Here is a 26,498-nt window from a genome sequence, read left to right on the forward strand (position 1 = left end):
ATCGCTCGGAATGCAAAGCCTCTGATCGAAAACCGCTAGTCGGGGCATCGCATGGCGACTATTATGCGCGCCTTCGAATTCAGCCTAAACAAGGCGCAAACCCATGCTAGTACTGGGATTAGAAACTTCCTGCGACGAAACCGGCGTCGCATTATACGACAGCGAACGCGGCCTGCTGGCCGACGCGCTGTTCAGCCAGATCGACCTGCACCGCGTCTATGGCGGTGTAGTGCCGGAGCTGGCCTCGCGTGACCACGTCAAGCGCATGCTGCCCTTGATTCGTCAGGTGTTGGCCGAGGCTGACTGCGTGCCGACCGAGATCGATGCGATCGCCTACACCGCGGGCCCGGGCCTGGTCGGGGCGCTGCTGGTCGGGGCCTCGTGCGCTCAGGCGCTGGCGTTTGCCTGGGGCATTCCGGCACTCGGTGTGCACCACATGGAAGGCCACTTGCTGGCGCCGATGCTGGAGCCAAAACCGCCGCAATTCCCGTTCGTCGCTTTGTTGGTTTCCGGTGGTCATACGCAGTTGGTTCAGGTCGATGGCATCGGCCAATACAGCCTGCTTGGCGAAACCCTCGACGATGCCGCCGGCGAAGCGTTCGACAAAACCGCAAAAATGATGGGGCTCAATTATCCGGGCGGACCGGAAATCGCCAAGCTGGCCGAGAAGGGCGTCGCAGGACGTTTCACCTTCCCGCGTCCGATGTGTGATCGTCCCGGTCTGGATTTCAGCTTCAGCGGCTTGAAAACCTTTGCTCTCAATACCTGGCAGCAGTGCGTCAGCGCCGGGGACGACAGCGAGCAAGCCCGTTGCGACATCGCGCTGGCGTTCCAGCAGGCCGTGGTGGAGACTTTGACCATCAAGTGCAAGCGTGCCCTGAAACACGCGGGCATGAAGCGCCTGGTGATCGCTGGCGGCGTCAGCGCCAACAAGGCCTTGCGCGCGTCTCTGGAAAAGATGCTCGGTGACATGCAGGGCGAGGTGTTCTACGCCCGTCCCGAGTTCTGCACCGACAATGGCGCGATGATCGCGTTTGCCGGTTGCCAGCGTTTGCAGGCCGGTCAGCAGGAAAGTCTGGCGATCAGCGTACAGGCGCGCTGGCCGATGGAGCAGTTGTCGGCGCTGTGATGGGCGGTGTGGCTGAGCGGTATTTAAAAATGCCGTTCGCGCCCGGCAAACAGGTCGCGTAGATTGCCGCGGTGGCGCCAGACGATCAGTAGCGTCAACGCGCTCATCGGCAGCAGCGCCTCCGGTTCCTGCCAGGCCAGCAAGGGCAGGGTCAGGGGCGTGGCGATCAGTGCCGCCAGCGAGCTGGTGCGGGTCAGGTAGAACGTCAGCAGCCAGGCGCACACCGCCAGCAGTGCGGCGGGTGGATACAGGCCCAGCAGCATGCCGGCAGCCGTGGCGACGCCTTTGCCGCCGCGAAAACGGAAATACAGCGGGAACAGGTGACCGATCACGGCGCACACGCCGATCCAGGCCTGGTCCTGCAGCGAAAGGCCGGCGGCCGCTGCGATCAGCACCGGTACCAGGCCTTTGCACAGATCACCCAGCAGGGTCAGGATCGCCAGTTTGCGACCGACCAGGCGCAGCATGTTGGTGGCGCCGGCATTGCCCGAGCCACTCATTCGCGGGTCCGGATTTCCGGTCAGGCGGCTGAGCAAAATGGCGAAGGACAGAGAGCCGAGCAGGTAGGCGAGGGTCGCCAGTAACCAAAACATGCTAACTATTCCGGGCGAGGACGCCCTGATTCTAACGGCGCATTGCGCCCTTGTCGTGCAGCGGAGAGAAGTGCTTGGACAGAGTGTTTATCGAGGGCCTGGAAGTCGACACCGTGATCGGTGCCTACGACTGGGAGCGTGGCATCCGACAGTGCCTGCGTCTTGATCTGAGCTTCGCCTGGGACAATCGCCCGGCCGCAGCCGGCGACGACCTGACCCTGGCGCTCGATTACGCCAGCGTTTCCACGCGCATCCAGGCTTTTGCCGAGCAATCTCAGTATCAACTGGTCGAGACCTTTGCCGAGCGTCTGGTTGAAGTGCTGATGGCCGAATTCAAGATCACTTGGGTGCGCCTGAAACTGACCAAACCGGGTGCCGTGCCGGCCGCCAAGGGTGGCGTGGGCGTGGAGATCGAGCGCGGATGTCGCTGACTCAGGTGTACCTCGGGCTCGGTAGCAATATCGAGCGCGAAACCCATTTGCACGCGGGACTCGACGCTTTGGCGACGTTTCTCGTCGATATCCGCTGTTCGGCGGTGTTCGAGAGCCAGCCGGTGGGGATCAAGAGCGGGCCGTTCTTCAATTTCGTGGTGTCGGCGTTTACCGATCTGCCGTTGATCGAACTGGATCGGCGCCTGAAATTCATCGAGGCCGATAACGGTCGCTATGCCCCGGATCGCAAGGGGCTGCCGCTGGATATCGACGTGCTGTTGTACGGCGATCTGACCGGCAACTTCGACGGCTTGATTCTGCCGCGCGCCGAAATTCTGAAAAACGCCTTTGTGCTGTGGCCGCTGTCGCTGATTGCGCCGGATCGGCTGCATCCTGGCGTGGGAAAAAGCTTCGCGACGCTGTGGGCAGAGGCGCAGATTGATCAGGTGTTGGCACCGGTGGCCTTTGAGTGGCGTGGGCAGCAGCTCACGTCTTCGGATTTGCGTTGAATTAACTGCCGCTTTCGCGAGCAAGCCCGCTCCCACATTTGGAATGCATTCCCCTTGTGGGAGCGGGCTTGCTCGCGAAGCTTTTCAGGCTGACGCCTCGTCTTTGTAGGCTTTTAGCGCCTTCAGTCGTTCTCGCTTCAGCGCTTCCCCCAGTTCCGGGCCTTTAAAACCCTTCTCCAGCAGCGGCTGCACCGCCACCCCGCGTGCCACATTGGCTGCCCCACGCAGATAATCGGCTTGGGGATAACTGCGCTGTTCCAGCCCCTTGCGTCCGCGCGCATCCATCTCGCACGCGACGATGAACTCCTCGAAACGCTGCGGTCGGCGATACACGTCAAAACTCTGCAGCAGCTCCAGCAAGGTCGATGCCTTCAGCTCCAGAGCGCGATGGCTGTGGGTGTGGTACTTGCCGACCAGAAGCGCCAACTCCTGACAATCCTTCGGTACCTTGAAGCGTTCGTTGACCGCTTTGATCAGCTTCAACCCAGTGTGCTCATGGGCGATATGTCGTGGCCACTCTTCTTCCGGCGTCAGGCCTTTGCCGAGGTCATGCAGCAGGCAGGCCCAGCGCACCGTCAGCGGTTGTTCGTGCAGCGCTGATTGCTCCAGAACGCTGAGAGTGTGCAGGCCGGTGTCGATTTCCGGATGATGAGCCTCTGGTTGCGGTACGCCGAACAACGCGTCGACTTCCGGCATCAATACTTTCAAGGCGCCACAGTCGCGAAGCACCTGAATGAACACCTGCGGTTGATCTTCCATAAGCGCCCGGGAGATTTCCTTCCAGCTGCGTTCGGCGGTCAAGGCCTGCAGTTCGCCCGATTCACTGAGCTGACGCATCAACTCCAGCGTTTCCTCCGCGACCGTAAAGCCAAGTCCGGCATAACGCGCTGCAAATCGGGCAACGCGCAGCACTCGGAGCGGATCTTCGGCGAATGCGGGGGAAACATGACGCAAGATGCGCGCTTCAAGATCGCGCTGGCCATGATACGGATCGGTCAGATGGTGCTGGTCGTCCTCGGCCATGGCATTGATGGTCAGGTCACGACGGATCAGATCTTCTTCAAGGGTGACTTCGGGGCTGGCGTGAAAAGTGAACCCGCCATAACCGCGACCGCTTTTGCGTTCGGTGCGGGCAAGGGCGTATTCCTCGCCGGTCTTGGGGTGAAGGAATACCGGAAAATCCGCGCCAACCGGACGATAACCCTGAGCAAGCATCTCCTGCGCCGTGGCGCCGACCACTACCCAGTCAATATCGGTCACCGGTAACCCGAGCAAGCGATCACGCACTGCACCGCCAACCTTGAAAATCTGCATAAAAAACCTCCGTTAGCCCGACAGGATAACCCTTGCGCCGAACTTTCGGAGGCCAGAGCTGCAGCTAAAGGTGAATCACGGCCAGGTCGAGCCGACCATAATCGCCTTCGCTGTGGTCGCTGCGCGGCGGTACGTGGTGGGTTTTCATGATCTGGTCGCCCTGCAGGGTTTCCAGATGAATGTCGAAGCCCCACAACCGGTGCAGGTGTTTCAGTACTTCTTCGGTGGAGTCGCCCAAGGGTTTGCGGTCATGTTGCTGGTGACGCAGGGTCAACGAGCGGTCGCCGCGCCGGTCGATGCTGTAGATCTGCACGTTGGGCTCACGGTTGCCGAGGTTGTACTGCGCGGCCAGGGTTTCACGAATGATCCGGTAACCGGTTTCGTCATGGATCGCCGGTACCAGTAGGTCGTCCTTTTGATCGTCATCGAGGATGCTGAACAGCTTCAGGTCGCGAATGACCTTGGGCGACAGGTACTGCAGGATGAAACTCTCGTCCTTGAAGCTGCTCATGGCGAACTTGATGGTCGACAGCCAGTCGGAACCGGCAATGTCCGGGAACCAGCGCCGATCTTCCTCGGTGGGTTCCTCGCACATGCGGCGGATGTCGCGATACATCGCGAACCCCAGTGCGTAGGGGTTGATCCCGTTGTAGTAAGGGCTGTCGAAGCCGGGCTGGAACACTACGCTGGTGTGCGAGGTGAGGAATTCCATCATGAACCCGTCAGTCACCAGGCCCTCGTCGTACAGGTCGTTCATCAGCGTGTAGTGCCAGAACGTGGCCCAGCCTTCGTTCATCACCTGAGTCTGGCGTTGTGGATAGAAATACTGGGCAATCTTGCGCACGATCCGCACGATTTCCCGCTGCCACGGCTCCAGCAGCGGGGCGTGTTTCTCGATGAAATAGAGGATGTTTTCCTGCGGCTCGGCCGGGAAGCGCGCGTTGTCCTTGTCGCTGTATTTGTCTGCTCCTTTGGGAATGGTGCGCCACAGATCGTTGATCTGCTTCTGCAAGTGTTCTTCGCGGTCTTTCTGGCGCCGGCGTTCTTCCTCGGCGGAAATCGGATACGGACGTTTGTAGCGGTCGACGCCGTAGTTCATCAGCGCATGGCAGGAATCGAGCAGGTCCTCGACCGCGTCGATACCGTGGCGCTCCTCGCATTGCATGATGTACTGCTTGGCGAACACCAGGTAGTCGATGATCGAGCTGGCATCGGTCCAGGTGCGGAACAGATAGTTGCCCTTGAAGAAACTGTTGTGTCCGTAGCACGCGTGCGCCACCACCAGCGCCTGCATGCAGATGGTGTTCTCCTCCATCAGGTAGGCGATGCACGGGTCCGAGTTGATCACGATCTCGTAGGCCAGCCCCATCTGCCCGCGACTGTAGGATTTCTCCGTGCTGAGGAAGTGCTTGCCGTAGGACCAGTGGTGATAGCCCAGTGGCATGCCGACCGAGGCATAGGCATCCATCATCTGTTCGGCGGTGATCACTTCGATCTGGTTGGGATAAGTGTCCAGGGCATAGCCGGCCGCGATCCGGGCAATCTCGCGGTCGTAGGCCTGGATCAGCTCGAACGTCCATTCGGAGCCGGTGGAGATGGGTTGGCGTTTCTGCTCTTTGGCGGTCATGTCACTAACCTGCGCTGGAAGAGTTCACGGAAGACCGGATAGATATCCCCGGCCGAGACCAGCTGCTGCTGGGCAAACGTGTCGGAAAAGGCTTCGGCGATGCGCTCATATTCGTACCAGAGGGCCTGGTGTTCGCGCGGGGTGATCTCCACATAAGTGTAGTACTGCACAAACGGCATGATCTGGTTGATCAGAATGTCCCGGCAGATCGGCGAGTCATCGTTCCAGTTGTCGCCGTCGGAAGCCTGGGCGGCGTAGATGTTCCACTCGTTGCTCGGGTAGCGCTCGGCCATGATCTCCTGCATCAGTTTCAGGGCGCTGGAAACGATGGTGCCGCCGGTTTCTCGCGAGTAGAAAAACTCTTCCTCGTCCACTTCCCGGGCGCTGGTGTGGTGGCGGATGAACACCACATCAATCTTGTCGTAGTTACGCTTGAGGAACAGGTACAACAGGATGAAAAAGCGCTTGGCGATGTCCTTGGTCGCCTGGGTCATGGAGCCGGAGACGTCCATCAGGCAGAACATCACCGCTTTCGAGCTGGGGTTGGGTTGTTTGATCAGCAGGTTGTACTTGAGGTCGAACGTATCGAGAAACGGCACCCGGTGGATGCGCGCGCTGAGTTTTTCGATTTCCGCTTCGAGTTCCTGAATATCGCCGAAGTTATCCGGCTCTTCACGCTTCAATCGCGCCAGTTCCTCCTTGGCTTCGCGCAGTTTGGCGCGGCTGCTGCCGGACAGCGCAATGCGCCGGGCGTGGGCCGAGCGCAGGGTGCGGATGATGTTGATCCGCGACGGGTTGCCCTCGTTGCTGATCCCCGCGCGTACGGTCTTGAAGGTGTCGGTGCCGCTCAGGTTGCGTTTGACCAGATTCGGCAGTTCGAGGTCTTCGAACATGAACTCGAGGAATTCTTCCTGAGTAATCTGGAAGACGAACTCGTCCATGCCCTCACCGGAATTACCGGCCTTGCCCGGACCGCGTCCGCCGCCACCACCCGGTGGACGGGCGATATGTTCGCCGGCAGTGAATTCCTTGTTGCCGGGATGAACCACGGTCTGCTTGCCGCCACGGCCATGGTGAAGCACCGGTTCGTCGATGTCGCGACCGGGGATGCTGATCTGTTCGCCGTGTTCCATGTCGGTGATGGAACGACGGCTGACCGCCTCTTCGACAGCCTTCTTGATGTGATCACGGTAACGCCGCAGGAAGCGCTGGCGGTTCACCGTGCTCTTGTTCTTGCCATTGAGACGTCGGTCGATCACATAGCTCATAGACCCCTCCGGGGAGCTTCAAGTCATAAGCTTCAAGCTACAAGAGAAAGCTCCCGCCGCTCTCGAGACCGGTCTTTGCTTTTCTCTTGCAGCTTGTCGCTGAAAGCTTGCAGCTGCTTTATTGCGATTTGCGGACCCGTAGGTACCATTCGGACAGCAGTCGTACCTGTTTGTCGGTGTAACCGCGCTCGACCATTCGAGTAACGAAGTCGTTGTGTTTCTGTTGATCCTCTTTGCTGGCCTTGGCGTTGAAGCTGATGACCGGCAGCAAGTCCTCGGTGTTCGAGAACATTTTCTTCTCGATGACCACCCGCAGTTTTTCGTAGCTGAGCCAGGTCGGGTTCTTGCCGTTGTTGTTGGCCCGGGCGCGCAATACGAAGTTGACGATCTCGTTGCGGAAATCCTTCGGATTGCTGATGCCGGCCGGTTTCTCGATTTTCTCCAGTTCTTCGTTCAGGGCGACGCGGTTGAGAATCTCGCCGGTTTCCGGATCGCGGTATTCCTGATCCTGAATCCAGAAGTCGGCATACAGCACGTAGCGGTCGAAGATGTTTTGCCCGTACTCGCTGTAAGACTCGAGATAGGCAGTCTGAATCTCCTTGCCGATGAACTCGATATAACGCGGCGCCAGGTACTCCTTGAGGTAGCGCAGGTAGCGTTCGCGGGTTTCGGCCTGGAACTGTTCCTGCTCGATCTGCTGTTCCAGCACGTACAGCAGGTGCACCGGGTTGGCGGCGATTTCATGCGGATCGAAGTTGAACACCTTGGACAGGATCTTGAACGCGAAGCGGGTCGACAGACCGTTCATGCCCTCGTCGACGCCCGCCGAGTCGCGGTACTCCTGAATCGACTTGGCCTTCGGATCGGTGTCCTTGAGGTTTTCCCCGTCATAGACACGCATCTTCGAATAGATGTTGGAGTTTTCCGGCTCCTTGAGGCGCGACAGCACGGTGAACTGCGCCAGCATCTTCAGGGTGTCGGGTGCGCAATGCGCCTTGGCCAGCGAGCTGTTGAACAGCAATTTGTCGTAGATCTTCACTTCGTCGCTGACCCGCAGGCAGTACGGCACTTTGACGATGTAGATCCGGTCGATGAAGGCTTCGTTGTTCTTGTTGTTGCGGAAGGTGTGCCACTCCGATTCGTTGGAGTGCGCGAGCAGGATCCCGGTGAACGGTATCGCCCCCAGACCTTCGGTACTGTTGTAGTTGCCTTCCTGGGTGGCGGTCAGCAATGGGTGCAGCACCTTGATCGGTGCCTTGAACATTTCGACGAATTCCATCAGACCCTGGTTGGCCCGGCACAGCGCGCCGGAGTAGCTGTAGGCGTCGGCGTCGTTCTGTGGGTATTCCTCGAGTTTGCGGATGTCGACCTTGCCCACCAGCGCCGAGATGTCCTGGTTGTTCTCGTCGCCCGGTTCGGTCTTGGCCACGGCGATCTGATTGAGGATCGACGGGTACAGCTTGACCACACGGAACTGGCTGATGTCGCCGCCAAATTCGGCCAGGCGTTTGGTCGCCCACGGCGACATGATGGTGTTCAGGTAGCGGCGGGGGATGCCGAAGTCTTCCTCGAGGATCGCGCCATCTTCGGTGGCGTTGAACAGACCCAGGGGCGATTCGAATACCGGCGAGCCCTTGATCGCGTAGAAGGGCACTTTTTCCATCAATTGTTTCAGCTTCTCGGCCAGGGACGATTTACCGCCACCGACAGGGCCGAGCAGGTAGAGAATCTGTTTCTTCTCTTCCAGGCCTTGGGCGGCATGGCGGAAATACGAGACGATCTGGTCGATGCATTCTTCCATCCCGTGGAAGTCTTCAAAGGCCGGATAGCGACGAATCACCTTGTTGGAGAAGATCCGCGACAGCCGCGAGTTGGTCGACGTATCGAGCAGCTCGGGTTCGCCGATGGCCATCAATAGACGCTCGGCGGCGGAAACGTAAGCGCTGCGGTCCTTTTTGCACAGCTCCAGGTACTCCTGCAGCGAGAGTTCTTCCTGGCGTGTGGACTCGAAGCGTTGTTGGAAGTGGCTAAAGATACTCATGACGTCACCTCGCTCGATACGTGGAGCCGACGCCGGATCACTCAGTCGATGCTGGCAAGCAGCCGCGGTGGCCGCTTGTTTACCCCCCAGAACACTTTCGCGGTCGACAACCTTGAAAGTCACTCCCGATGACCCGTGCGCCGGTGTACCGGCTCTCCCCTGTTTTGGATGGCCTGGGCTTAAGGATAGTTGGGAATTCGAGAGGTAAAGGCGAGATACGTAATTATGTGTGGCAGACCGTTCGTCTGCCACGCGCAGGCCCGCGTGAGCCGGGGCCTGCGTGCTGCAAAAAAATTATTCGGGTGTGCCTTGCGCGGTTTCCGCAGGATAAGTCGTACGCCACAACTCAAAGCCGCCGTCCATGCTGTAGACCTCGGAGAAGCCCTGACTGATCAGGTACGCGGCGGCACCCTGGCTGGAATTGCCGTGATAGCAAACGACGACAGTCGGCGCATCAAGGTCGGCGCCCTGGATAAAAGCGTGCAAGGAATGATTGTCCAAATGCTTCGAGCCACTGATATGCAGTGCGGCAAAGGTGGCGGGATCACGGACATCAACCACGACTGCGCCTTGTTCACGCAGGGCCTGGGCCTGTTCCGGGGGGATTCGTTTGAATTCGCTCATGGCGGGTTCCTGTAGCTCGGCAGAATGCGCAGTCTAACGCGGCGCGCTGACTGGCGACGTTTCGGGGATAAGTGGTGCGACTGATGGTGCAAGGCCGCCGTGTTCATCGCATTTGCATGACACGCGCTCGCCGCTGTCGACATTCATCAGGGTCAGGCTGCCGCCCCAGACGCAACCGGTGTCCAGCGCCGAGATGCCGGGCTCGTGAACATCGCCTTCCAGCGCGGCCCAGTGGCCGAAGATGATCCGCTGGCCGTGCGTCTTGCGCTCCTTGTGCTGGAACCAGGGTTTATAGCCCGGAGGTGCGGTGTCGAGACCTTCCTTGCTTTTAAGGTCGAGCTTGCCTTCGGCGGTGCAGAAACGCATGCGGGTGAAGTAGTTGGTGATGACGCGCAGGCGGGTCACGCCTTTGAGGTCGTTGTCCCATTTCGCCGGTTCATTGCCGTACATGCCGTCAAGGAAGGCAGGAAACAGATTGTCATCGCGCAATGCGGTTTCGACTTCGGCGGCGCACTTCAAGGCGCGACGCAGCGACCACTGTGGTGGAACGCCGGCATGGACCATGACCACGTCACGCTGCTCGTCGTAATGCATCAGCTTTTGCTGACGCAGCCACTCAAGCAGCTCAGCCGCATCGGGTGCCTCGAGAATTTCGCGCAACGTGTCGGACTTTTTCAGGCGCTCGATGTGCCGGCTGACGGCCAGCAGATGCAAGTCGTGATTACCCAGCACACAGACCAGCGATTCGCGCATGCCATAAAGGAAGCGCAGGGTCTCCAGTGACTGCGGGCCGCGGTTGACCAGATCGCCGACCAGCCACAGCCGATCAAGCCTGGGGTCGAACGCGACCTGCTTGAGCAGGCACTTGAGTGGTTCCAGGCAGCCTTGCAGGTCGCCGACGGCGTACGTCGTCATCAGTGCAAGGCTCCGGGTACGGCGAGGCGGAAGGGTTTGATGATTGCGTCAAAATGCTTGCCGTCGTCGGCGACCATTTCGTAAGTGCCCTGCATGGTGCCGACCTTGGTGGTCATCACCGTGCCGCTGCTGTAGGTGTGACTTTTGCCAACGTCGATCAGCGGTTGCTGGCCGACGACGCCGGCGCCGCGCACTTCTTCTTTATGCCCGTCGCCGTCGGTGATCACCCAGTGCCGCGACATCAGCCGGGCAGGGCGCTCGCCATTGTTGTGCACGGTGATGGTGTAGGCGAAGGCGAAGCGGTCGTGCTCGGGTTGCGATTGGTCTGCCAGATAGCGGGTAACGACGCTGACATCGACCTGATAACGAGGATCGGACATGCAAAAGGGCCTTAAGCAAAGCGGAACGCGAGGCGTAGCTGATGGGGAATCAGTCTAGGCAAGTATCGGGCAGTAAACCAGAGTGGCGGCCTGCCCGATAGCGTTCATCGCCGGTCAGTCGGCGGCGGGGGCTTGCGGGGCTTGTTCGCTGAGCTTGTCGGCCAGGCGCACGAATGCGGCCAGATCCAGTTGCTCGGGGCGCAGGCTGCCATCGACGCCGGCGGCTTCGATCTCGGCTGCGGTCATCAATTGCTTGAGGGTGTTGCGCAGGGTCTTGCGGCGCTGGTTGAACGCTTCGCGCACCACGCGCTCGAGCAGACGATGATCCTTGGCCGGGTGTGGCAGGACGGCGTGCGGCACCAGACGAACGATCGCCGAGTCGACCTTCGGCGGCGGGTTGAACGCGCCCGGGCCGACGTTGAACAGGTGTTCCACGCGGCAGTGGTACTGAACCATGATCGACAGACGACCCCAGTCACCGCCACCCGGACCAGCGGCCAGACGTTCGACCACTTCCTTCTGCAGCATGAAGTGCATGTCGCGAATGATGCCGGCGTTGTTCAGCAGGTGAAAAATCAGCGGCGTGGAGATGTTGTATGGCAGGTTGCCGACCACGCGCAGGCTGTTCGGCGCAGCGTTGAGGGTATTGAAGTCGAACTTCAGCGCATCGCCCTGATGCAGGTTGAAATTGCTCTTGCCGGCAAACTGCTGGTTGAGGATCGGGATCAGATCCTTGTCCAGTTCCACCACGTCGAGTTGCGCACCGGAGTTGAGCAGGCCAGCGGTCAGTGCGCCCTGGCCCGGGCCGATTTCCAGCATGCGGTCGCCGGATTTGGCGCTGATGGAGCGCAGGATGCGGTCGATGACGCCGGCATCGTGCAGGAAGTTCTGGCCAAAGCGTTTGCGCGCCTTGTGTTGGTATTGCTCGGTCATAAACGGGTCTCGGCCATCTGGTAGGCGGTTTCCAGGGCGACCTGCAGGCTGCCGGTGTCAATCTTGCCGCTGCCGGCCAGATCCAGGGCTGTGCCGTGGTCGACCGAGGTGCGGATGATCGGCAGGCCAAGGGTGATGTTGACTGCGGCGCCGAAGCCTTTGTACTTCAGCACGGGCAGGCCCTGGTCGTGGTACATCGCCAGCACTGCGTCGCAGTGCTCCAGATATTTTGGGGTAAACAGAGTGTCGGCAGGCAGCGGGCCACGAAGGTCCATGCCCTCGCCGCGCAGGCGCTCTAATGTAGGTTCGATGATGTCGATTTCTTCATGGCCCAGATGGCCGCCTTCACCGGCGTGCGGGTTGAGCCCGCAAACCAGGATGCGTGGCCGGGCGATGCCGAATTTGTCTTGCAGGTCGGCGTGCAGAATCCGCGTGACCCGCTCCAGCCGCTCCGGGGTGATCGCATCGGCAATCTCGCGCAGGGGCAGGTGGGTGGTGACCAGTGCCACGCGCAAACCGCGGGTGGCGAGCATCATCACCACTTGGGCGGTATGGGTCAGGTCGGCGAGGAATTCCGTGTGTCCTGAGAAGGCGATACCCGACTCGTTGATCACACCCTTGTGCACCGGTGCGGTGATCATCCCGGCGAAGTCGCCGTTCAGGCAGCCATTGCCGGCGCGGGTCAGGGCTTCCAGAACGAAGGCGGCGTTGGCCTTGTCCAGTTGCCCGGCGACTACCGGGGCGCTGAGCGGGGTATCCCAGACATACAGGCTACCGGCGGGCGCTGGCGCATTCGGCCAGCGACCTGGCGCGACCCCCAGCAAAGTGACGGCCAGCCCCAGCTGCGCGGCCCGCTCAGTGAGCAGGTCGCGGCTGGTGATGGCAATCAGGGGGTGTGGCTGGGCTTGCGAGGCGAGCAGCAGGCACAGGTCGGGACCGATGCCGGCTGGTTCGCCGGGTGTCAACGCGAAACGCTGGGGTTTCACTGCGCTGCCTGGTCTGCACCAGGGAGTTTGATTTCTACGTAGGCTTCTTCACGAATCTGACGCAGCCAGTTTTGCAGCTCTTCATCGTATTTTTTGTTACGCAGAACAGTCATTGCCTGTTGCTCGCGGGCCGACTCGGTGCTATCCGTGGCGCGGCGGCCAAGGACTTCCAGGACGTGCCAGCCGTACTGGGTCTGGAACGGCTTGGACAGCTGACCTTGTGGGGTCTTGGCCATCACTTCGCGGAATTCCGGTACCAGTGCGTTAGGGTCGATCCAGTTCAGGTCGCCACCGTTGAGTGCCGAACCCGGGTCTTCGGAGTAGTTCTTCGCCAGTTCAGCGAAGTCTTCGCCAGCCAGGATACGGTCGTACAGCGATTGCACCAGGGCTTTGGTCTTGGCTTCGTCGCGGATCGGGCTTGGCTTGACCAGGATGTGGCGCACGTGCACCTCATCGCGCATCTGGGTTTCACCGCCGCGTTTTGCCAGCAACTTGAGGATGATGAAACCACCCGGGGTGCGTGCAGGCTGGGTGATGTCGCCGACGGCCATGCTGCTCAGCTCGCGGTCGAACGGCGGTGGCAGTTGCGCGGCTTTGCGCCAGCCCATGTCGCCGCCTTCCAGAGCGTTGTCGCTGCCGGACTTGGCTACGGCCAACTGACCGAAGTCAGCGCCTTGCTTGAGTTGCTGGTAAACGTCCATGGCCTGACGGTAAGCGCTCTGAATCGCTTCAGAACTGGCGCTTTCCGGCGTAGGAATCAGGATGTTCGCCAGGTGCAGCTCTTCGGACAGCTGCATCTTGCCCAGGTCGGAGGCGAGGAAGTTTTTCACTTCCTGCTCGGAGACCTGGATGCGTTCTGCCACGCGACGCTGACGCACACGGCTGATGATCATTTCGCGCTTGATCTGGTCACGGGCGTCGTCATAGTTCAGACCATCGTGAGCCAGGGCTGCGCGGAATTGATCCACGGTCATGTTGTTGCGCTGAGCGATAGTGCCGACCGCCTGGTTCAACTCTTCATCGGTAATGCGGATGCCGGAACGCTCGCCGATCTGCAGTTGCAGGTTTTCGACGATCAGGCGCTCAAGCACCTGCTGATCCAGCACGCCCGGCGGCGGCATGCCGCCGCCACGCTTGGCGATGGTCTGCTGAACTTCGTGGACACGCTGGTCCAGTTGGCTCTGCATGACCACATCGTTATCAACGATCGCGACCACTTTATCGATGGACTGTACTGCAGCGTTGGCTGCAGTACCCAGGAACAGCGCGCCCAGCAGCAGCGGGCGCAGACAATCAGAAAGCTTGGTCTTCACGTTGACGATAACCTTGGATGCCTTTGTCGAGGAAGCTCTCTACCTTGGCGCCAGTCAGGCCGCCGAGTCCCTTCAGAACAATTTGGAGGAAGACGCCGTGGTCGCCTTTTTCGTTTTGCGGAGCTTCCTGACTGAATTCGTCGTAGGAAACCCAGTAACGGTTGATCAGGCGCAGTTTCCAGCAGCAGTTGTCGTACTCGAAACCACCAAAGGCTTCCAGTGTACGGTTGCGGTTGTAGTCGTACTGCCAGCGGCTGATCGCGCTCCATTGTGGAACGATCGGCCAGATGACCGAGAAGTCATGCTGCTGGATCTTGTAGTAGTCCTTCACGTAGCCAGGCTGGCCCGGGGTGCCATAGTCACCGCCACCCACCGCCCACTTACCGGTGTTCTGGTCGTAACGGATCTGGTCGTTACGATAGCGATAACCGACGTTGACCACCTTGTTCGGGTTGTCTTCGGGCTGGTAATGGAACATCGCACTGCCGGAACGCGGGCTGCGGCTGTCCGGGTCCCAGTTGTAATCGGCGGTGGTGCGCCAATCGCGGTTCCAGCGGTATTCGTATTCCAGCGCGTATGGCGAAACATTGGAGTGCGCGTCGTCACGGGTTTTGGCGTCGATACCTGGCAACTGGACTTCACGATCTTTGAAGTACAGGGCCTGACCTACACTGATGCGTTGACGTTCGAAACCGTTGTCTTCGATCCAGCGACTGGTTATACCCAGTGACAGTTTGTTCTCATCGCCGACCCGGTCGGAGCCAGAGAAGCGGTTGTCACGGAACAGCGAAGCATAGTTGAAGGTATATTCGCCCGTATCGAATACCGGAATGTCTTGCTGGTCGACTTCAGGCACATAAAGGTAGAACAGGCGTGGTTCCAGGGTCTGGCGATAGTTTTTACCGAAGAAAGACGTGTTGCGGTCGAAGTACAGGCCGCCGTCGATACTGGCAATTGGTACGCCACGGTTCTGGTTGCTATCGAATTTGCCATTGAGCTTTTGCGCATCCGGACTCAAGGAGTCAATCTGCGACTTGCCGGTACTGTCCAGATCAAGCTGGTACTGAGTGTACTGATATTTGAGCGATGGCTTGAGGAAGCCATAGGTCCAGTTCAATGGCAGGCTGACGCCCGGTTTCAGGTTCAAGCGGTCGCCATTGGCGCGAGCGAGCCCGAAGACGTTGTTATCGAGGCGCGGCTCAACGGTGCCATCTTCGTTAACAAAGTCGCCGCTTTTCAGATCACGATCAAACCGCACAATCTCGGTCTCGTAATCGAAGTTCAAACCTTTCGGATGATATGGCAGCTGACCATTGAAGGTGACCTGCGGCAAACGACCATACGGTGTGATGTTGGAAACTGTAGCTAGCTGGTACTGCTGGACATTCAAGCGCGCGGTATAGCTGTCGCCCCGGTAAGTCACCGAACCCTGCTGGTTCACGTAGTCAGCGCTCTTCACGCCGATCTGATCAGTGGTCAGATCCTGGAAGTAATACGGATCGCTGATCTTGGTGTAGTCAACCTGGGTGAACACGCGGGAGTCGAGACCGCCCTTGTGCTGCCAGTTGTACATGTAGCGATTTTTTTCGTAATCGGACTGCTTGCTGCGATCGGTATCTTCGTCGTTCAGATACGCCGCACCGAACTGGCCTTCGCTGGACTTGGTCAGGTAGCGGAACTCGCCTTCGACCAGCATGCCGCGCTTGCTCATGTAACGCGGGTACAACGTGGCATCGTAGTTCGGCGCCAGGTTGAAGTAGTACGGGGTCACCAGCATGAAGCCGGTGTCGCTGCCGGTGCCGATGGTCGGCGGCAGGAAACCCGATTGGCGACGATCGTCGATCGGGAAGTAGATGTACGGCGTGTACAGGATCGGAATGTCCTTGACCCGCAGTGTCACGTTGGTCGCGGTACCGAAGCCGGTGGCAGGGTTCAGGGTGATGTTGTTGCCCTTGAGCTGCCAGGCGTTGCTGTTCGGTTCGCACGTGGTGTACGTGCCGTCCTTCAAACGGATGATCGCGTTCTCGGCACGCTTGGCGTACAGCGCGTTACCGCGGATGCGCGATTTGTGCATCACGTATTCGGCGTTGTCGACCTTGGCTTCACCGGTGTCGAGCTGCACATCGGCGTGGTCGCCGACGATCAGCGCACCGTTGTCGCGGATGCGCACGTCGCCATTGAGTTCGGCGCGGCTCTCGGCTTGATACAGGCTGGCCTCATCGGACTCGACCTGCATGCTGCCCTGACGCAGGACCACGTCGCCGGCCAGCGTACCCACCTGATCTTCGGTGTTGTAGCGCGAGGCCTTGGCGCCGATAAAGGTCGGTGCGTCACTTTTATTCGTCTTGTCATTCATGCCAGGACGAATCGGTTCGATATAGGAACCAGAGCAGTAAGGACCGGTCTCGGCCAATTGGGCGGCGGTGAGCTTCTCGCGCGGAACCCAGTCGAGGTGACTGTAGTCTTCGCTACGGGATTTCAGGCCACGGCCCTTGGCTTCGGTGACGAGCGCTGGTTTGGCGCCTGCGGCCTCGGTGGTACCTGGCGCTGCCGGTGTTTCACCGGTGGCGCTGACGGCACTGCCGTCATGCACCGGACGCGGCGGCAATGCAGCTGCCGGCGTCTTGGGCGCACAGGCCCAGCCTCCCGTTGCCGAGACGGCGCAGTCATACTGCTCGGCGGCAACAACGAATTGGCTGGCCAGAGGTTGCATAGCCAGCAGACTGCCGGTTACCAACAACGGAAATTTTTTACGAAACGCGGGGGATTTCAATGCCATCTTATTAGTCCGGGCTTCCTGCGTGCCATCTGCCCGCGGTGTGGGCCGCACGCCTCTCGATGGTCTGAAAAAGATGCTGGATAATAAAGCATGACCCGCTTGACGGCTAGCGCCGTCGGAGACCCTTGCAATGCCTGACCAAGATGTACGCTTGCAACACCTGAAAGTTTGGCTCGATGAGCAGTTGGCAATCCTGTTTGCAGATCAGGGCTGGGGCACCGTACCCCCGGCCACGTTGACCGCGGCCAGCAGCGACGCGAGTTTCCGGCGGTATTTCCGTTGGGAAGGCGCGGGTCGCAGCTTCGTCGTGATGGACGCGCCACCGCCCCAGGAAAACTGCAAACCGTTCGTGGATATCGCCTTTTTGCTGGCGAAATCCGGAATTAACGTGCCGAAAATTTATGCAGAAGACCTCGAACGCGGATTTCTTTTGCTCAACGACCTGGGCAACAAGACCTATCTCGACGTAATCGACAGCGAAAATGCCGACGCTTTGTTCAACGATGCCCTACAGGCACTGTTGGCTTTTCAGCAATTGCCGATGGTTGCACCGCTGCCGAGTTACGACGTGGCTCTGCTGCGCCGCGAGCTGGAATTGTTCCCCGAGTGGTACGTGAAGCGCGAACTCGGCATCGAGTTCGACGCGGCACAGCAGCAACAATGGCAAGCCGTCAGCGAGCTGCTGATCGACAGCGCCCTGGCCCAGCCGAAAGTGCTGGTACACCGCGACTACATGCCGCGCAATCTGATGCTCAGCGAGCCGAATCCCGGCGTACTCGACTTTCAGGACGCGGTCTACGGCCCGGTCACCTACGACGTGACCTGCCTGTTCAAGGACGCCTTCCTCAGTTGGCCTGAAGAGCGCGTGCGTGGCTGGCTGCAAAGCTACTGGCAGCAAGCCGCGGCGCTGGACATCCCGGTGCAGGCCGACTTCGAAGACTTCCTGCGTGCCAGCGACTTGATGGGCGTACAGCGCCACCTGAAAGTCATCGGCATTTTCGCCCGCATCTGCCATCGCGATGGCAAGCCGCGTTACCTGACCGACGTGCCGCGTTTCTTCGCCTATATAGAAGCGGTGATTGCGCGTCGTCCGGAACTGGCGGATCTGCAGGCGTTGCTCGCCAGTCTGCGTGGCGGAGCGACGGCATGAAGGCGATGATTCTGGCGGCAGGCAAAGGCGAGCGCATGCGCCCGCTGACCCTGACCACCCCCAAGCCGCTGGTGCGTGCCGGCGGCGTGCCGTTGATCGAATATCACCTGCGCGCGCTGGCAGCGGCCGGTTTCAGCGAGATCGTGATCAACCATGCCTGGCTCGGTCAGCAGATCGAGGATTATCTGGGCGACGGTGCGCAGTTCGGCGTGAGCATCCAGTACTCGCCGGAAGGTGAGCCGCTGGAAACCGGCGGCGGGATTTTCCGCGCCTTGCCATTGCTCGGTGACGATGCGTTTCTGGTGGTCAACGGTGACATCTGGACCGATTACGACTTCAGCGTGTTGCATCAACCGATCAACGGTCTGGCGCATCTCGTACTGGCGGACAACCCGGCCCATCATCCGACGGGCGATTTCACCCTGACTGACGGTCGGGTCAGCGATGGCCAGCCGGATGCGCCAACCCTGACCTACAGCGGCATCGCCGTCCTGCATCCGCAGTTGTTCGATGGCTGCGCGGACGGCGCATTCAAGCTCGCACCGTTGCTGCGCAAAGCCATGGCAGACGGGCAGGTCAGCGGTGAGCGTCTGAAAGGTCACTGGGTGGATGTCGGTACGCATGAGCGTCTGGCCGACGCTGAAGCATTGATAGAAGCGAGTCGTTGATATGTTGTGGCCAGGGACTCTGATTGGAGCCGGAGCGGGTTTTGCGATCGCCAGCATTCCGGGGGCCATGCTTGGGGCATTGTTGGGGCAGGCGCTGGATCGGCGCCTGCACTTGCAGAGCTGGGGGCACTTGCGGGAAAAGCTCGGCGGCCGGCCGATGTTGCGCAACGACGAATTGCTGTTTGTGTTGCTCGGGCGTCTGGCCAAGAGTGACGGGCGGGTGACGGACGGCCATATCCAGCAGGCGCGCCATGAAATGAACGCGCTGGAAATGAGCGAGCCGGCACGGCGGCGGGCGATTGCTGCGTTCAATCGCGGCAAGTCCGGCGGTGACCGCCTGCGCGGGTATCTGCGCCGCCTGAGTGCTCAGCCGCATGCCGCCGAAGGCGTGTTGCGCGCCTGCTGGCGGATGGTCTGGGCCGATGGTCGCGCGGGCGTCAGTGAGCGTGAGTTGTTGGCGCAGTGGGGCAAGTGGCTGGGCTGGACGACGCACCAGATCCAGGCGCTGGCTAATGATTACGAGCCGAACAAACGGCCGATTGTCAGCGCCGCGGTGAGCTATCAGGAAGCGATGCGTCTGCTCGGGGTCTCGGCGACCAGCGAACCGGCGCAGATCAAACGCGCCTATCGACGGCTGCTCAGCCGTCATCACCCGGACAAGATCGCCGGCAGCGGCGCGACGCCGGAGCAGGTGCGTGACGCGACCGAGAAAACCCGTGAGCTGCACAATGCGTTTACGCTGATTCGGGCGCGGCGCGATTTTCGCTGATCGTTAGAGTTGAGTTGTTGATGAGGGCCTCTTCGCGAGCAAGCCCGCTCCCACCTTGATCACATTCCAACTGAAGGAACGCGATCAGGGTGGGAGCGGGCTTGCTCGCGAATGGGGCGACTCGGTCTATCAGTCAGTCTTCTGCGGATTCAACCAGCCACGCACCCGCCGGAACAACTGTTCCTGCTCAGCCTTTTTATCCGGCAACGCCTTGAGCGCCACCTGGCTGAACGCTGAAGTCTTCAGGCGCTTGCTGGCCTGCATGCGTTCCAGTGCCGCGGTGCGATCCAACGCCTTGTCCATGTAGAAAATGTCTGCGGTCGGCAGCTTCAAAGTCGGCGTCAGTTCCGCCAGCGGCGGCTTGGCCCTGCTCGGCGTTTGCGCATCGACCAGCACCAGTTTCTCGACCTGCGAACTCTGCCGCTCACTGAGGAAACGCGCCGCCCAGTACGCGCCCGTACCGTGGCCGAGGACCACGACCCGGCGAGCGCTTTGTTGTTCGGCGTAGGCAATCGCCGCGTCGATCCGCGCGAAAATTCGCTCGGCATCCGCCTTGGATTGTTCTTCAGTGGTTTCGGCGACCACCTGATCCGCCACTTCCGCCTCACCGCCCGCCGCCTGTTCGATCGGTTGCGCGGTGGTGGAATCCTTGCTGCCACTTTCCGGCGCTTTCGGCGCGGCGGCGGGCGCAATCACTCGCGGGGCGATAGCATCGCTTTGCAGATCCGGCAGGGTGATACTCAGGCTGCTCCACTCGACGTCGGGCAATTTGCTGCGCAACGGGCCGATCACTTGGGGCCAGTCAGCGGTTTCGCCGGCGCCGGGGACAATAATCACTGCACCTTTGGGTTCGGCGGTGTTGGCCGGTTTCCACAGGGCGAGGAACGTGTCGGCGCCGGCCTGCAATTGCTGCTGTTCTTGTGCCGGGACTTTGCGTTCGAGTGCCGCGGCTTCTTCCTGACTACGCTCAAGCAGTGGCTGGCGTTCGGCCGGTTTTTCGGCGGCCGGTTGCTCGGCAGTGGAGGCAGGCGCCGGGTCGGCGGCTTCGACGGAAAACGCACAAGGCAGGATCAGCGACAGGCACAATGCTGGCATTGCCAGGCGGTAGACAGAGGGCATCGGTTATTCCAGGCCAGAAAAGTATCCCGGCAGCCTAATGGGTTGGTCAGAATTTGTCAGTGTACGAGACTTCAATGATGCGTTTTTGCTGCCTGTGGGTTATCGGCTGGTTGTGTTTTCCCTTGATGGGCTGGGCGGCGTCTGCGCCAGCGGCGCATGCAGCGTTGTTGACGCCCGGCGAGCAGCAATGGCTGGCGCAGCACCGTGAGCTGCGCGTCGGTCTGGTGTTGCAGGCACCGTACGCGCAATACGACCGGCGTTTGCAGCGACTGTCAGGGGCCAACGTCGAACTGATGAAGGCGCTGGCCAAGACCCTGAATGTCGAGTTGAGCTGGCGCAACTTTCAGGATCTGGCGCAACTGGAAGACGCCGCCCGCGACGGCGAAATCGACATCGCCCCGGGCCTGACCCAGACCCCGGGTGCGCTGCGCCTGTGGTTGTTTTCCGATCCCTACATGCGTGTGCCGCAACTGGTGGTCAGCGACCAGAAGAGCGGCGGCGTGGTCGAGCTGGAAAAACTCGACAGCCTGTCTCGCGTCGCCGTGCGCATGCCCAGCGTCACCGCCGATTATTTGCGCAGCAATTATCCCCATCTCAATCTGCAAGGCGTGCCGCTGGAGCGCCAGGCGCTGCAACTGTTGTTGACTCAACAAGCGTCCTACGCCGTGGTGGATGAAGCGCAACTCGGGCGCTTGTCTGCCGAGCCGGAGTTCGCCGGGCTGGTGGTGGTCGGCGATATCGGTTTGCCGCAGCTGTTGCGGGTTGCCACGCGGCGCGACTGGCCGCAGTTGGCCGGGATTATCGAAAGCGCCTTGCGAGCGATCCCGGCCAAGGATCTGGAGCGCCTGCACAACCAATGGCTGCAACCCAAGTACCCGCGGCTCACGGAATCGCCGGGGTTCTGGCAGAACCTCAGCCTGTTGTTTGCGGTGTTGCTGCTCAGTTGTGCGGCCATCGTCATCTGGCAACGGCGCCAGCAACACAACCTCGAGCAGCGTCTGCTTGCCGCCCGCGAAGACATCGCCCTGCGCGCAGCGAGCGAAGAGGCCTTGCGCCTGACCCAGTTCTCCATCGACCAGAGCACCGTCGGCATTCTCTGGGTCAACTGGGACAGCCATGTGCGCTACGCCAACCGTGCGGCGGAACACATGCTCGGTTATCCACAGGGCGCGCTGATCGAGCGGCCGCTGATCGACTTCGAACCCGGTCTGCACATGGATCGCTGGCTCAACCTGTGGAAACGCGCGCGGGCCAGTGAAGAGGGGCCGCTGAGCTTTGAAACCAGTTGCGTGCGCGCCGATGGCAGCATCCTGCCGGCGGACGTTTCGTTGAGTTTTCTGCGCTTTCGCGACAGTGAGTATCTGGTGGTTTATCTCACCGACGTCACCGAGCGTCGTCGCGCCTTGGCCGCGTTGCAGGAAAGTGAAGCGCGCCTGCAAGGCATCGCCGCCAACGTGCCGGGGCTGGTGTTCCGTCTGGAGCGGGCGCCGGTGACCGGGCAGATTGATTTCGCCTACATCAGTGAGGGCAGCGAGAGTCTGGTCGGTTACGCGCCAGCCGCCATCGCGCACCGTGACATGGGTTTGCGCAGTCTGGTGCATCCGGACGACAAGGCCAGTTACCACCAGACCCAGGATCAGGCACTGGACACCGACAGTGACTGGTCGTGGCAGGGTCGCATCCTCACCCGTCAGGGCGAACAGCGCTGGGCCGAGATCAAGGCGATCACCCGCCAACTGGAGGATGGCGCCTATGTCTGGGACGGCATCGTCTGGGACATCAGCGAAAGCAAACGCATTGAACTGGAGCTGGCCGCCTCCCGTGAGCAACTGCGCGAGCTGTCGGCGCACCTTGAGAGCGTGCGCGAAGAAGAGAAGGCGCGGATCGCCCGGGAAGTGCACGATGAACTGGGGCAGATGCTCACGGTGCTGAAACTGGAAACCTCGATGTGCGAGCTGGCCTACGCGCAACTCGATCCGGGGCTGAACGAGCGCTTGAACAGCATGAAACGCCTGATCGCCCAGTTGTTCCAGCTGGTGCGCGATGTGGCGACGGCGCTGCGCCCGCCGATTCTCGATGCCGGGATTGCCTCGGCGATTGAGTGGCAGGCGCGGCGATTCGAAGCGCGTACGCAGATTCCGTGTCTGGTGCAGGTGCCGGACAATCTGCCGGCGCTCAGCGATGCCAAGGCGATTGGCCTGTTCCGCATCCTGCAAGAGGCACTGACCAACGTCATGCGCCATGCCCGGGCGCATACTGTGGAACTGACGCTGGCGCTGGACGGCGATGAATTGTGTCTGACGGTCAGCGATGATGGCGTAGGCTTTGTCGCCGCTGCGGATCGGCCGACGTCCTTCGGTTTGGTCGGCATGCGCGAGCGGGTGCTGATCATGGGCGGGCGCTTGCAACTTGAGAGTGAGCCGGGGGAGGGCACCAGTCTGCATGTGTGGGTGCCGGTGAGTGAGGTTTGAAGGTTTGTGGTGTTTGAGCTGACGCTATCGCGAGCAGGCTCGCTCCCACAGGATTTGGTGTGTACCTGAAATCTGGAGAAAAACGTGATCCGTGTACTGGTAGCCGAAGACCACACCATCGTCCGTGAAGGCATCAAGCAATTGATCGGCCTGGCCAAGGATCTGCAAGTGGTGGGGGAGGCGAGCAATGGCGAACAGCTCCTCGAAACCTTGCGCAGCGTGCCGTGCGAGGTGGTGCTGCTGGACATCTCGATGCCAGGGGTCAACGGGCTGGAGGCGATTCCGCGGATCCGTGCGCTGAACAACCCGCCGGCGATTCTGGTGTTGTCGATGCACGACGAAGCGCAAATGGCTGCCCGTGCGCTGAAGGTCGGCGCCGCTGGCTATGCGACCAAGGACAGTGATCCGGCATTGTTGCTGACAGCGATTCGCAAAGTCGCGGCCGGCGGGCGTTACATCGACCCGGAGCTGGCCGACCGGATGGTCTTCGAGGTCGGCCTGACCGACACGCGTCCGTTGCATTCGCTGTTGTCCGAACGCGAGTTCTCGGTATTCGAGCGCCTGGCCCAGGGCGCCAACGTCAACGACATCGCCCAGCAACTGGCCCTGAGCAGCAAGACCATCAGCACGCACAAGGCGCGGCTGATGCAGAAGCTCAACATCACCTCGCTGGCCGAGCTGGTCAAATACGCGATGGAACACAAACTCCTCTGACCTTGGCACAAAAAACTGTGGGAGCTGGCTTGCCAGCGATGAGGGAGTGTCAGTCACATCCATGCAAGCTGAACCACCGCTATCGCTGGCAAGCCAGCTCCCACAGGTTTCTCTGTGTAGCCTGAGAATGTGGGCATATCCGTTAGCGACACGCGCTTTTGCTTGTTCTTGCGGCTTGCAGCTCAACGCTCGCCACTGCTCTATCTATTAGCGCCATCCTTGTAGGGCAATCCCTACCCCCAACCTTCCATCCGGCTGAGGCGATTCTCTCCTGCGCCCCGATTTGCGTGACTGGCGCCAGCCACTAGGCTTAATCCACAGCAGTTACCAATAACAAAGGTGTGGGTATGAGCCAGGTCGATTCAAACGCAGGGGCCAGTGACGTGCTGGTCAGCTTTCGTGGAGTGCAGAAGAGCTACGACGGCGAGAACCTGATCGTCAAAGACCTCAACCTGGACATTCGCAAGGGCGAGTTCCTGACCCTGCTCGGGCCGTCCGGCTCGGGCAAGACCACCAGCCTGATGATGCTCGCCGGGTTCGAAACCCCGACCGCCGGCGAGATCCTCCTGGCCGGCCGTGCAATCAACAACGTGCCGCCGCACAAGCGCGACATCGGCATGGTGTTCCAGAACTACGCGTTGTTCCCGCACATGACCGTGGCCGAGAACCTGGCTTTCCCGCTGACCGTGCGCGGCCTGAACAAGAGCGACGTCAGCGACAAGGTCAAGAAAGTCCTGAGCATGGTCCAGCTCGACGCCTTCGCTTCGCGCTATCCGGCGCAACTCTCCGGCGGTCAGCAGCAGCGTGTGGCGCTGGCGCGGGCGCTGGTGTTCGAACCGCAACTGGTATTGATGGACGAACCGCTGGGCGCACTCGACAAGCAACTGCGCGAACACATGCAGATGGAGATCAAGCACCTGCACCAGCGCCTCGGCGTGACCGTGGTCTACGTGACCCACGATCAGGGTGAAGCGCTGACCATGTCCGACCGCGTCGCCGTGTTTCATCAGGGCGAAATCCAGCAGATCGCCCCGCCGCGCACCCTTTACGAAGAACCGAAAAACACTTTCGTCGCCAACTTCATCGGCGAGAACAACCGCCTCAACGGCCGTCTGCTCAGCCAGAGCGGCGAGCGCTGCGTGGTCGAGTTGGGCCGTGGCGAGAAGGTCGAGGCGCTGGCGGTCAACGTCGGCCAGACCGGCGAGCCGGTGACCCTGTCGATCCGTCCGGAGCGCGTCAGCCTCAATGGCTCGAGCGACCAATGCGTCAACCGCTTCTCAGGGAGGGTGGCGGAATTCATCTATCTGGGCGACCACGTCCGGGTGCGCCTGGAAGTCTGCGGCAAGACCGACTTCTTCGTGAAACAGCCGATTGCCGAGCTCGATCCAGCGCTCGCGGTCGGGGACGTGGTTCCGCTTGGCTGGCAGGTCGAGCACGTTCGTGCACTCGATCCGCTGTTAGAGGCGAACTGATCGCCCCCCGCAATACCAACACCAACCCTGCACGTGGAGAGAACAATAAATGTTGAGATCCCTGAAGTTCACCGCCCTGACCCTGGGCCTGATGGGTGCGGCCAGCGCCATGGCCGCCGGTCCCGATCTGACTGTGGTGTCGTTTGGCGGGGCGAACAAGGCGGCGCAAGTCAAAGCCTTCTATGCACCGTGGGAAGCGGCGGGCAACGGCAAGATCGTTGCCGGCGAGTACAACGGCGAAATGGCCAAGGTCAAAGCCATGGTCGACACCAAGAGCGTGTCGTGGGATCTGGTCGAAGTCGAATCGCCAGAGCTGTCCCGTGGTTGCGATGAAGACATGTTCGAACAACTCGATCCGGCACTGTTCGGCAAGACCGAGGATTACGTCAAAGGCGCGATTCAGCCATGCGGCGTGGGCTTCTTCGTCTGGTCGACCGTGCTCGCGTACAACGCCGACAAGCTGAAAACCGCGCCAACCAGTTGGGCTGATTTCTGGGACACCAAGAAATTCCCGGGCAAACGCGGCCTGCGCAAAGGCGCCAAGTACACCCTCGAATTCGCGCTGATGGCCGACGGTGTCGCACCGAAAGACGTCTACAAAGAGCTGGCGAGCAAGGGCGGTCAGGATCGCGCGTTCAAGAAGCTCGATGAGCTGAAACCGAACATCCAGTGGTGGGAAGCCGGCGCCCAACCGCCGCAATACCTCGCTTCCGGTGACGTGGTGATGAGCTCGGCCTACAACGGTCGCATCGCTGCCGTGCAGAAAGAATCCAACCTGAAAGTGGTGTGGAACGGCGGCATCTACGACTTCGATGCATGGGCCATCCCGAAAGGCCTGGACGCCAAGCGCGCCGAAGCGGCGAAGAAATTCATCGCCTACTCGGTGCAGCCGCAGCAGCAGAAGACCTACTCGGAAAACATCGCCTACGGCCCGGCCAACACCCAAGCAGTCCCGCTGCTGAGCAAGGACGTGCTGAAAGACATGCCGACCACCCCGGAAAACATCGCCAATCAGGTGCAGATCGACGTCAGCTTCTGGGCTGACAACGGCGAGCAACTGGAGCAGCGCTTCAATTCCTGGGCTGCGAAATAACCATCGCTCCCACTATGGGGGCTCCTGTGGCGAGGGAGCTTGCTCCCGCTTGAGTGCGCAGCACTCACAAAATTGGCACTGCCAACACAATTTTGGGGCCGCTTCGCAGCCCAGCGCGAGCAAGCTCGCTCGCCACAGGGAATCGCCATCCTCAGGCATGGTGTTTCAACACAACAGAGGTGGTTCGCCACCTCTGTAAC

General features: G+C 60.6%; 23 protein-coding genes. 10 read left to right on the plus strand and 13 right to left on the minus strand.

Annotated elements, in window-relative coordinates:
• The first annotated feature begins 103 nt into the window (after nt 1–103).
• On the plus strand, nt 104–1,129 hold the full coding sequence (gene tsaD, locus ACIOUG_RS19870; RefSeq protein WP_401068006.1) for a tRNA (adenosine(37)-N6)-threonylcarbamoyltransferase complex transferase subunit TsaD: 1,026 nt from the start codon (nt 104–106) through the stop codon (nt 1,127–1,129).
• Between the two features lie 23 nt (nt 1,130–1,152).
• Here the strand turns inward: tsaD and plsY are convergent, their stop codons facing one another.
• Nucleotides 1,153–1,722 (minus strand): glycerol-3-phosphate 1-O-acyltransferase PlsY, encoded by a 570-nt coding sequence (plsY, locus tag ACIOUG_RS19875; protein WP_027610711.1) that lies wholly within the window; start codon nt 1,720–1,722, stop codon nt 1,153–1,155.
• Nucleotides 1,723–1,796: 74 nt separating this feature from the next.
• On the opposite strand from plsY, the gene folB reads away from it, so the two are divergent.
• A complete protein-coding gene (folB, locus tag ACIOUG_RS19880; protein ID WP_003228857.1) occupies nt 1,797–2,153 on the plus strand; it encodes a dihydroneopterin aldolase in 357 nt (118 codons plus the stop codon).
• Entirely contained in the window at nt 2,144–2,662 is a 519-nt protein-coding gene (gene folK, locus ACIOUG_RS19885) for a 2-amino-4-hydroxy-6-hydroxymethyldihydropteridine diphosphokinase (RefSeq protein ID WP_401068010.1), read from the plus strand. Before folB ends, folK begins: the two co-directional genes overlap by 10 nt.
• 84 nt (nt 2,663–2,746) lie before the next feature.
• Here folK and ACIOUG_RS19890 read toward each other — a convergent pair whose 3' ends face one another.
• The 11 genes from ACIOUG_RS19890 to ACIOUG_RS19940 all read right to left on the minus strand — a co-directional run bounded on the left by ACIOUG_RS19890 (nt 2,747) and on the right by ACIOUG_RS19940 (nt 16,842).
• A complete protein-coding gene (locus ACIOUG_RS19890) occupies nt 2,747–3,976 on the minus strand; it encodes a multifunctional CCA addition/repair protein (RefSeq protein WP_401068012.1) in 1,230 nt (409 codons plus the stop codon).
• 64 nt (nt 3,977–4,040) lie between these two features.
• Nucleotides 4,041–5,603 (minus strand): SpoVR family protein, encoded by a 1,563-nt coding sequence (locus tag ACIOUG_RS19895; protein ID WP_401068015.1) that lies wholly within the window; start codon nt 5,601–5,603, stop codon nt 4,041–4,043.
• Nucleotides 5,600–6,871, minus strand: coding sequence for a YeaH/YhbH family protein (locus ACIOUG_RS19900; protein ID WP_003228849.1), 1,272 nt, complete (start codon nt 6,869–6,871; stop codon nt 5,600–5,602). The genes ACIOUG_RS19895 and ACIOUG_RS19900 overlap by 4 nt, the downstream gene beginning before the upstream one ends.
• Before the next feature lie 118 nt (nt 6,872–6,989).
• Complete coding sequence (locus ACIOUG_RS19905; protein WP_003228848.1) at nt 6,990–8,912, minus strand: PrkA family serine protein kinase; 1,923 nt, start codon at nt 8,910–8,912, stop codon at nt 6,990–6,992.
• Between the two features lie 294 nt (nt 8,913–9,206).
• The gene (gene glpE, locus ACIOUG_RS19910; RefSeq protein WP_401068018.1) at nt 9,207–9,536 is read right to left on the minus strand and encodes a thiosulfate sulfurtransferase GlpE; all 330 of its coding nucleotides are present in this window, start codon (nt 9,534–9,536) and stop codon (nt 9,207–9,209) included.
• Between the two features lie 33 nt (nt 9,537–9,569).
• Entirely contained in the window at nt 9,570–10,451 is an 882-nt protein-coding gene (locus ACIOUG_RS19915) for a symmetrical bis(5'-nucleosyl)-tetraphosphatase (protein WP_401068020.1), read from the minus strand.
• Nucleotides 10,451–10,831 (minus strand): Co2+/Mg2+ efflux protein ApaG, encoded by a 381-nt coding sequence (apaG, locus tag ACIOUG_RS19920; protein ID WP_401068022.1) that lies wholly within the window; start codon nt 10,829–10,831, stop codon nt 10,451–10,453. The genes ACIOUG_RS19915 and apaG overlap by 1 nt, the downstream gene beginning before the upstream one ends.
• Nucleotides 10,832–10,945: 114 nt before the next feature.
• Entirely contained in the window at nt 10,946–11,764 is an 819-nt protein-coding gene (rsmA, locus tag ACIOUG_RS19925) for a 16S rRNA (adenine(1518)-N(6)/adenine(1519)-N(6))-dimethyltransferase RsmA (RefSeq protein WP_003228841.1), read from the minus strand.
• The gene (gene pdxA / locus ACIOUG_RS19930) at nt 11,761–12,750 is read right to left on the minus strand and encodes a 4-hydroxythreonine-4-phosphate dehydrogenase PdxA (RefSeq protein WP_401068024.1); all 990 of its coding nucleotides are present in this window, start codon (nt 12,748–12,750) and stop codon (nt 11,761–11,763) included. The genes rsmA and pdxA overlap by 4 nt, the downstream gene beginning before the upstream one ends.
• On the minus strand, nt 12,747–14,063 hold the full coding sequence (gene surA, locus ACIOUG_RS19935; protein WP_401068027.1) for a peptidylprolyl isomerase SurA: 1,317 nt from the start codon (nt 14,061–14,063) through the stop codon (nt 12,747–12,749). Before surA ends, pdxA begins: the two co-directional genes overlap by 4 nt.
• Complete coding sequence (locus ACIOUG_RS19940; protein ID WP_401068029.1) at nt 14,044–16,842, minus strand: LPS-assembly protein LptD; 2,799 nt, start codon at nt 16,840–16,842, stop codon at nt 14,044–14,046. Before ACIOUG_RS19940 ends, surA begins: the two co-directional genes overlap by 20 nt.
• A 130-nt stretch (nt 16,843–16,972) precedes the next feature.
• Between ACIOUG_RS19940 and ACIOUG_RS19945 the strand changes: the two genes are divergently transcribed.
• From ACIOUG_RS19945 to ACIOUG_RS19955, 3 genes are read left to right on the plus strand one after another with little or no spacing between them, the layout of a single operon-like run.
• Entirely contained in the window at nt 16,973–17,992 is a 1,020-nt protein-coding gene (locus tag ACIOUG_RS19945; protein WP_401068031.1) for an aminoglycoside phosphotransferase family protein, read from the plus strand.
• Nucleotides 17,989–18,660 (plus strand): N-acetylmuramate alpha-1-phosphate uridylyltransferase MurU, encoded by a 672-nt coding sequence (gene murU, locus ACIOUG_RS19950; protein WP_401068033.1) that lies wholly within the window; start codon nt 17,989–17,991, stop codon nt 18,658–18,660. The genes ACIOUG_RS19945 and murU overlap by 4 nt, the downstream gene beginning before the upstream one ends.
• A 1-nt stretch (nt 18,661) precedes the next feature.
• Nucleotides 18,662–19,429 carry a TerB family tellurite resistance protein gene (locus tag ACIOUG_RS19955; protein WP_027610724.1) on the plus strand — a complete coding sequence of 256 codons (768 nt, stop codon included), beginning with the start codon at nt 18,662–18,664 and terminating at the stop codon, nt 19,427–19,429.
• A 129-nt stretch (nt 19,430–19,558) separates the two neighbouring features.
• On the opposite strand, the gene ACIOUG_RS19960 is transcribed toward ACIOUG_RS19955, so the two are convergent.
• Nucleotides 19,559–20,548 carry an alpha/beta hydrolase family protein gene (locus tag ACIOUG_RS19960; RefSeq protein WP_401068036.1) on the minus strand — a complete coding sequence of 330 codons (990 nt, stop codon included), beginning with the start codon at nt 20,546–20,548 and terminating at the stop codon, nt 19,559–19,561.
• A 74-nt stretch (nt 20,549–20,622) separates the two neighbouring features.
• Here ACIOUG_RS19960 and ACIOUG_RS19965 point away from each other — a divergent pair, with 74 nt between their 5' ends.
• From ACIOUG_RS19965 to ACIOUG_RS19980, 4 genes are all read left to right on the plus strand, one after another.
• Nucleotides 20,623–23,019, plus strand: a complete 2,397-nt coding sequence (locus ACIOUG_RS19965) for a PAS domain S-box protein (protein ID WP_401068038.1) — start codon at nt 20,623–20,625, stop codon at nt 23,017–23,019.
• Between the two features lie 84 nt (nt 23,020–23,103).
• The gene (locus tag ACIOUG_RS19970; RefSeq protein WP_003228820.1) at nt 23,104–23,733 is read left to right on the plus strand and encodes a response regulator transcription factor; all 630 of its coding nucleotides are present in this window, start codon (nt 23,104–23,106) and stop codon (nt 23,731–23,733) included.
• A gap of 347 nt (nt 23,734–24,080) precedes the next feature.
• A complete protein-coding gene (locus ACIOUG_RS19975; protein WP_108591995.1) occupies nt 24,081–25,205 on the plus strand; it encodes an ABC transporter ATP-binding protein in 1,125 nt (374 codons plus the stop codon).
• 49 nt (nt 25,206–25,254) lie between these two features.
• A complete protein-coding gene (locus tag ACIOUG_RS19980; RefSeq protein WP_007966450.1) occupies nt 25,255–26,298 on the plus strand; it encodes an ABC transporter substrate-binding protein in 1,044 nt (347 codons plus the stop codon).
• Nucleotides 26,299–26,498 lie beyond the last annotated feature (200 nt).

It is taken from the genome of Pseudomonas sp. NPDC087803, assembly GCF_044742995.1.
Taxonomy (GTDB): domain Bacteria; phylum Pseudomonadota; class Gammaproteobacteria; order Pseudomonadales; family Pseudomonadaceae; genus Aquipseudomonas.

Coding starts and splice junctions, on each gene's coding strand:
- tsaD (WP_401068006.1), top strand. CDS start 104: ATGCTAGTACTGGGATTAGAAACTTCCTGCGACGAAACCGGCGTCGCA.
- plsY (WP_027610711.1), bottom strand. CDS start 1,722: ATGTTTTGGTTACTGGCGACCCTCGCCTACCTGCTCGGCTCTCTGTCC.
- folK (WP_401068010.1), top strand. CDS start 2,144: ATGTCGCTGACTCAGGTGTACCTCGGGCTCGGTAGCAATATCGAGCGC.
- ACIOUG_RS19890 (WP_401068012.1), bottom strand. CDS start 3,976: ATGCAGATTTTCAAGGTTGGCGGTGCAGTGCGTGATCGCTTGCTCGGG.
- ACIOUG_RS19895 (WP_401068015.1), bottom strand. CDS start 5,603: ATGACCGCCAAAGAGCAGAAACGCCAACCCATCTCCACCGGCTCCGAA.
- ACIOUG_RS19900 (WP_003228849.1), bottom strand. CDS start 6,871: ATGAGCTATGTGATCGACCGACGTCTCAATGGCAAGAACAAGAGCACG.
- ACIOUG_RS19905 (WP_003228848.1), bottom strand. CDS start 8,912: ATGAGTATCTTTAGCCACTTCCAACAACGCTTCGAGTCCACACGCCAG.
- glpE (WP_401068018.1), bottom strand. CDS start 9,536: ATGAGCGAATTCAAACGAATCCCCCCGGAACAGGCCCAGGCCCTGCGT.
- ACIOUG_RS19915 (WP_401068020.1), bottom strand. CDS start 10,451: ATGACGACGTACGCCGTCGGCGACCTGCAAGGCTGCCTGGAACCACTC.
- apaG (WP_401068022.1), bottom strand. CDS start 10,831: ATGTCCGATCCTCGTTATCAGGTCGATGTCAGCGTCGTTACCCGCTAT.
- rsmA (WP_003228841.1), bottom strand. CDS start 11,764: ATGACCGAGCAATACCAACACAAGGCGCGCAAACGCTTTGGCCAGAAC.
- ACIOUG_RS19940 (WP_401068029.1), bottom strand. CDS start 16,842: ATGGCATTGAAATCCCCCGCGTTTCGTAAAAAATTTCCGTTGTTGGTA.
- ACIOUG_RS19945 (WP_401068031.1), top strand. CDS start 16,973: ATGCCTGACCAAGATGTACGCTTGCAACACCTGAAAGTTTGGCTCGAT.
- murU (WP_401068033.1), top strand. CDS start 17,989: ATGAAGGCGATGATTCTGGCGGCAGGCAAAGGCGAGCGCATGCGCCCG.
- ACIOUG_RS19955 (WP_027610724.1), top strand. CDS start 18,662: ATGTTGTGGCCAGGGACTCTGATTGGAGCCGGAGCGGGTTTTGCGATC.
- ACIOUG_RS19960 (WP_401068036.1), bottom strand. CDS start 20,548: ATGCCCTCTGTCTACCGCCTGGCAATGCCAGCATTGTGCCTGTCGCTG.
- ACIOUG_RS19965 (WP_401068038.1), top strand. CDS start 20,623: ATGATGCGTTTTTGCTGCCTGTGGGTTATCGGCTGGTTGTGTTTTCCC.
- ACIOUG_RS19975 (WP_108591995.1), top strand. CDS start 24,081: ATGAGCCAGGTCGATTCAAACGCAGGGGCCAGTGACGTGCTGGTCAGC.
- ACIOUG_RS19980 (WP_007966450.1), top strand. CDS start 25,255: ATGTTGAGATCCCTGAAGTTCACCGCCCTGACCCTGGGCCTGATGGGT.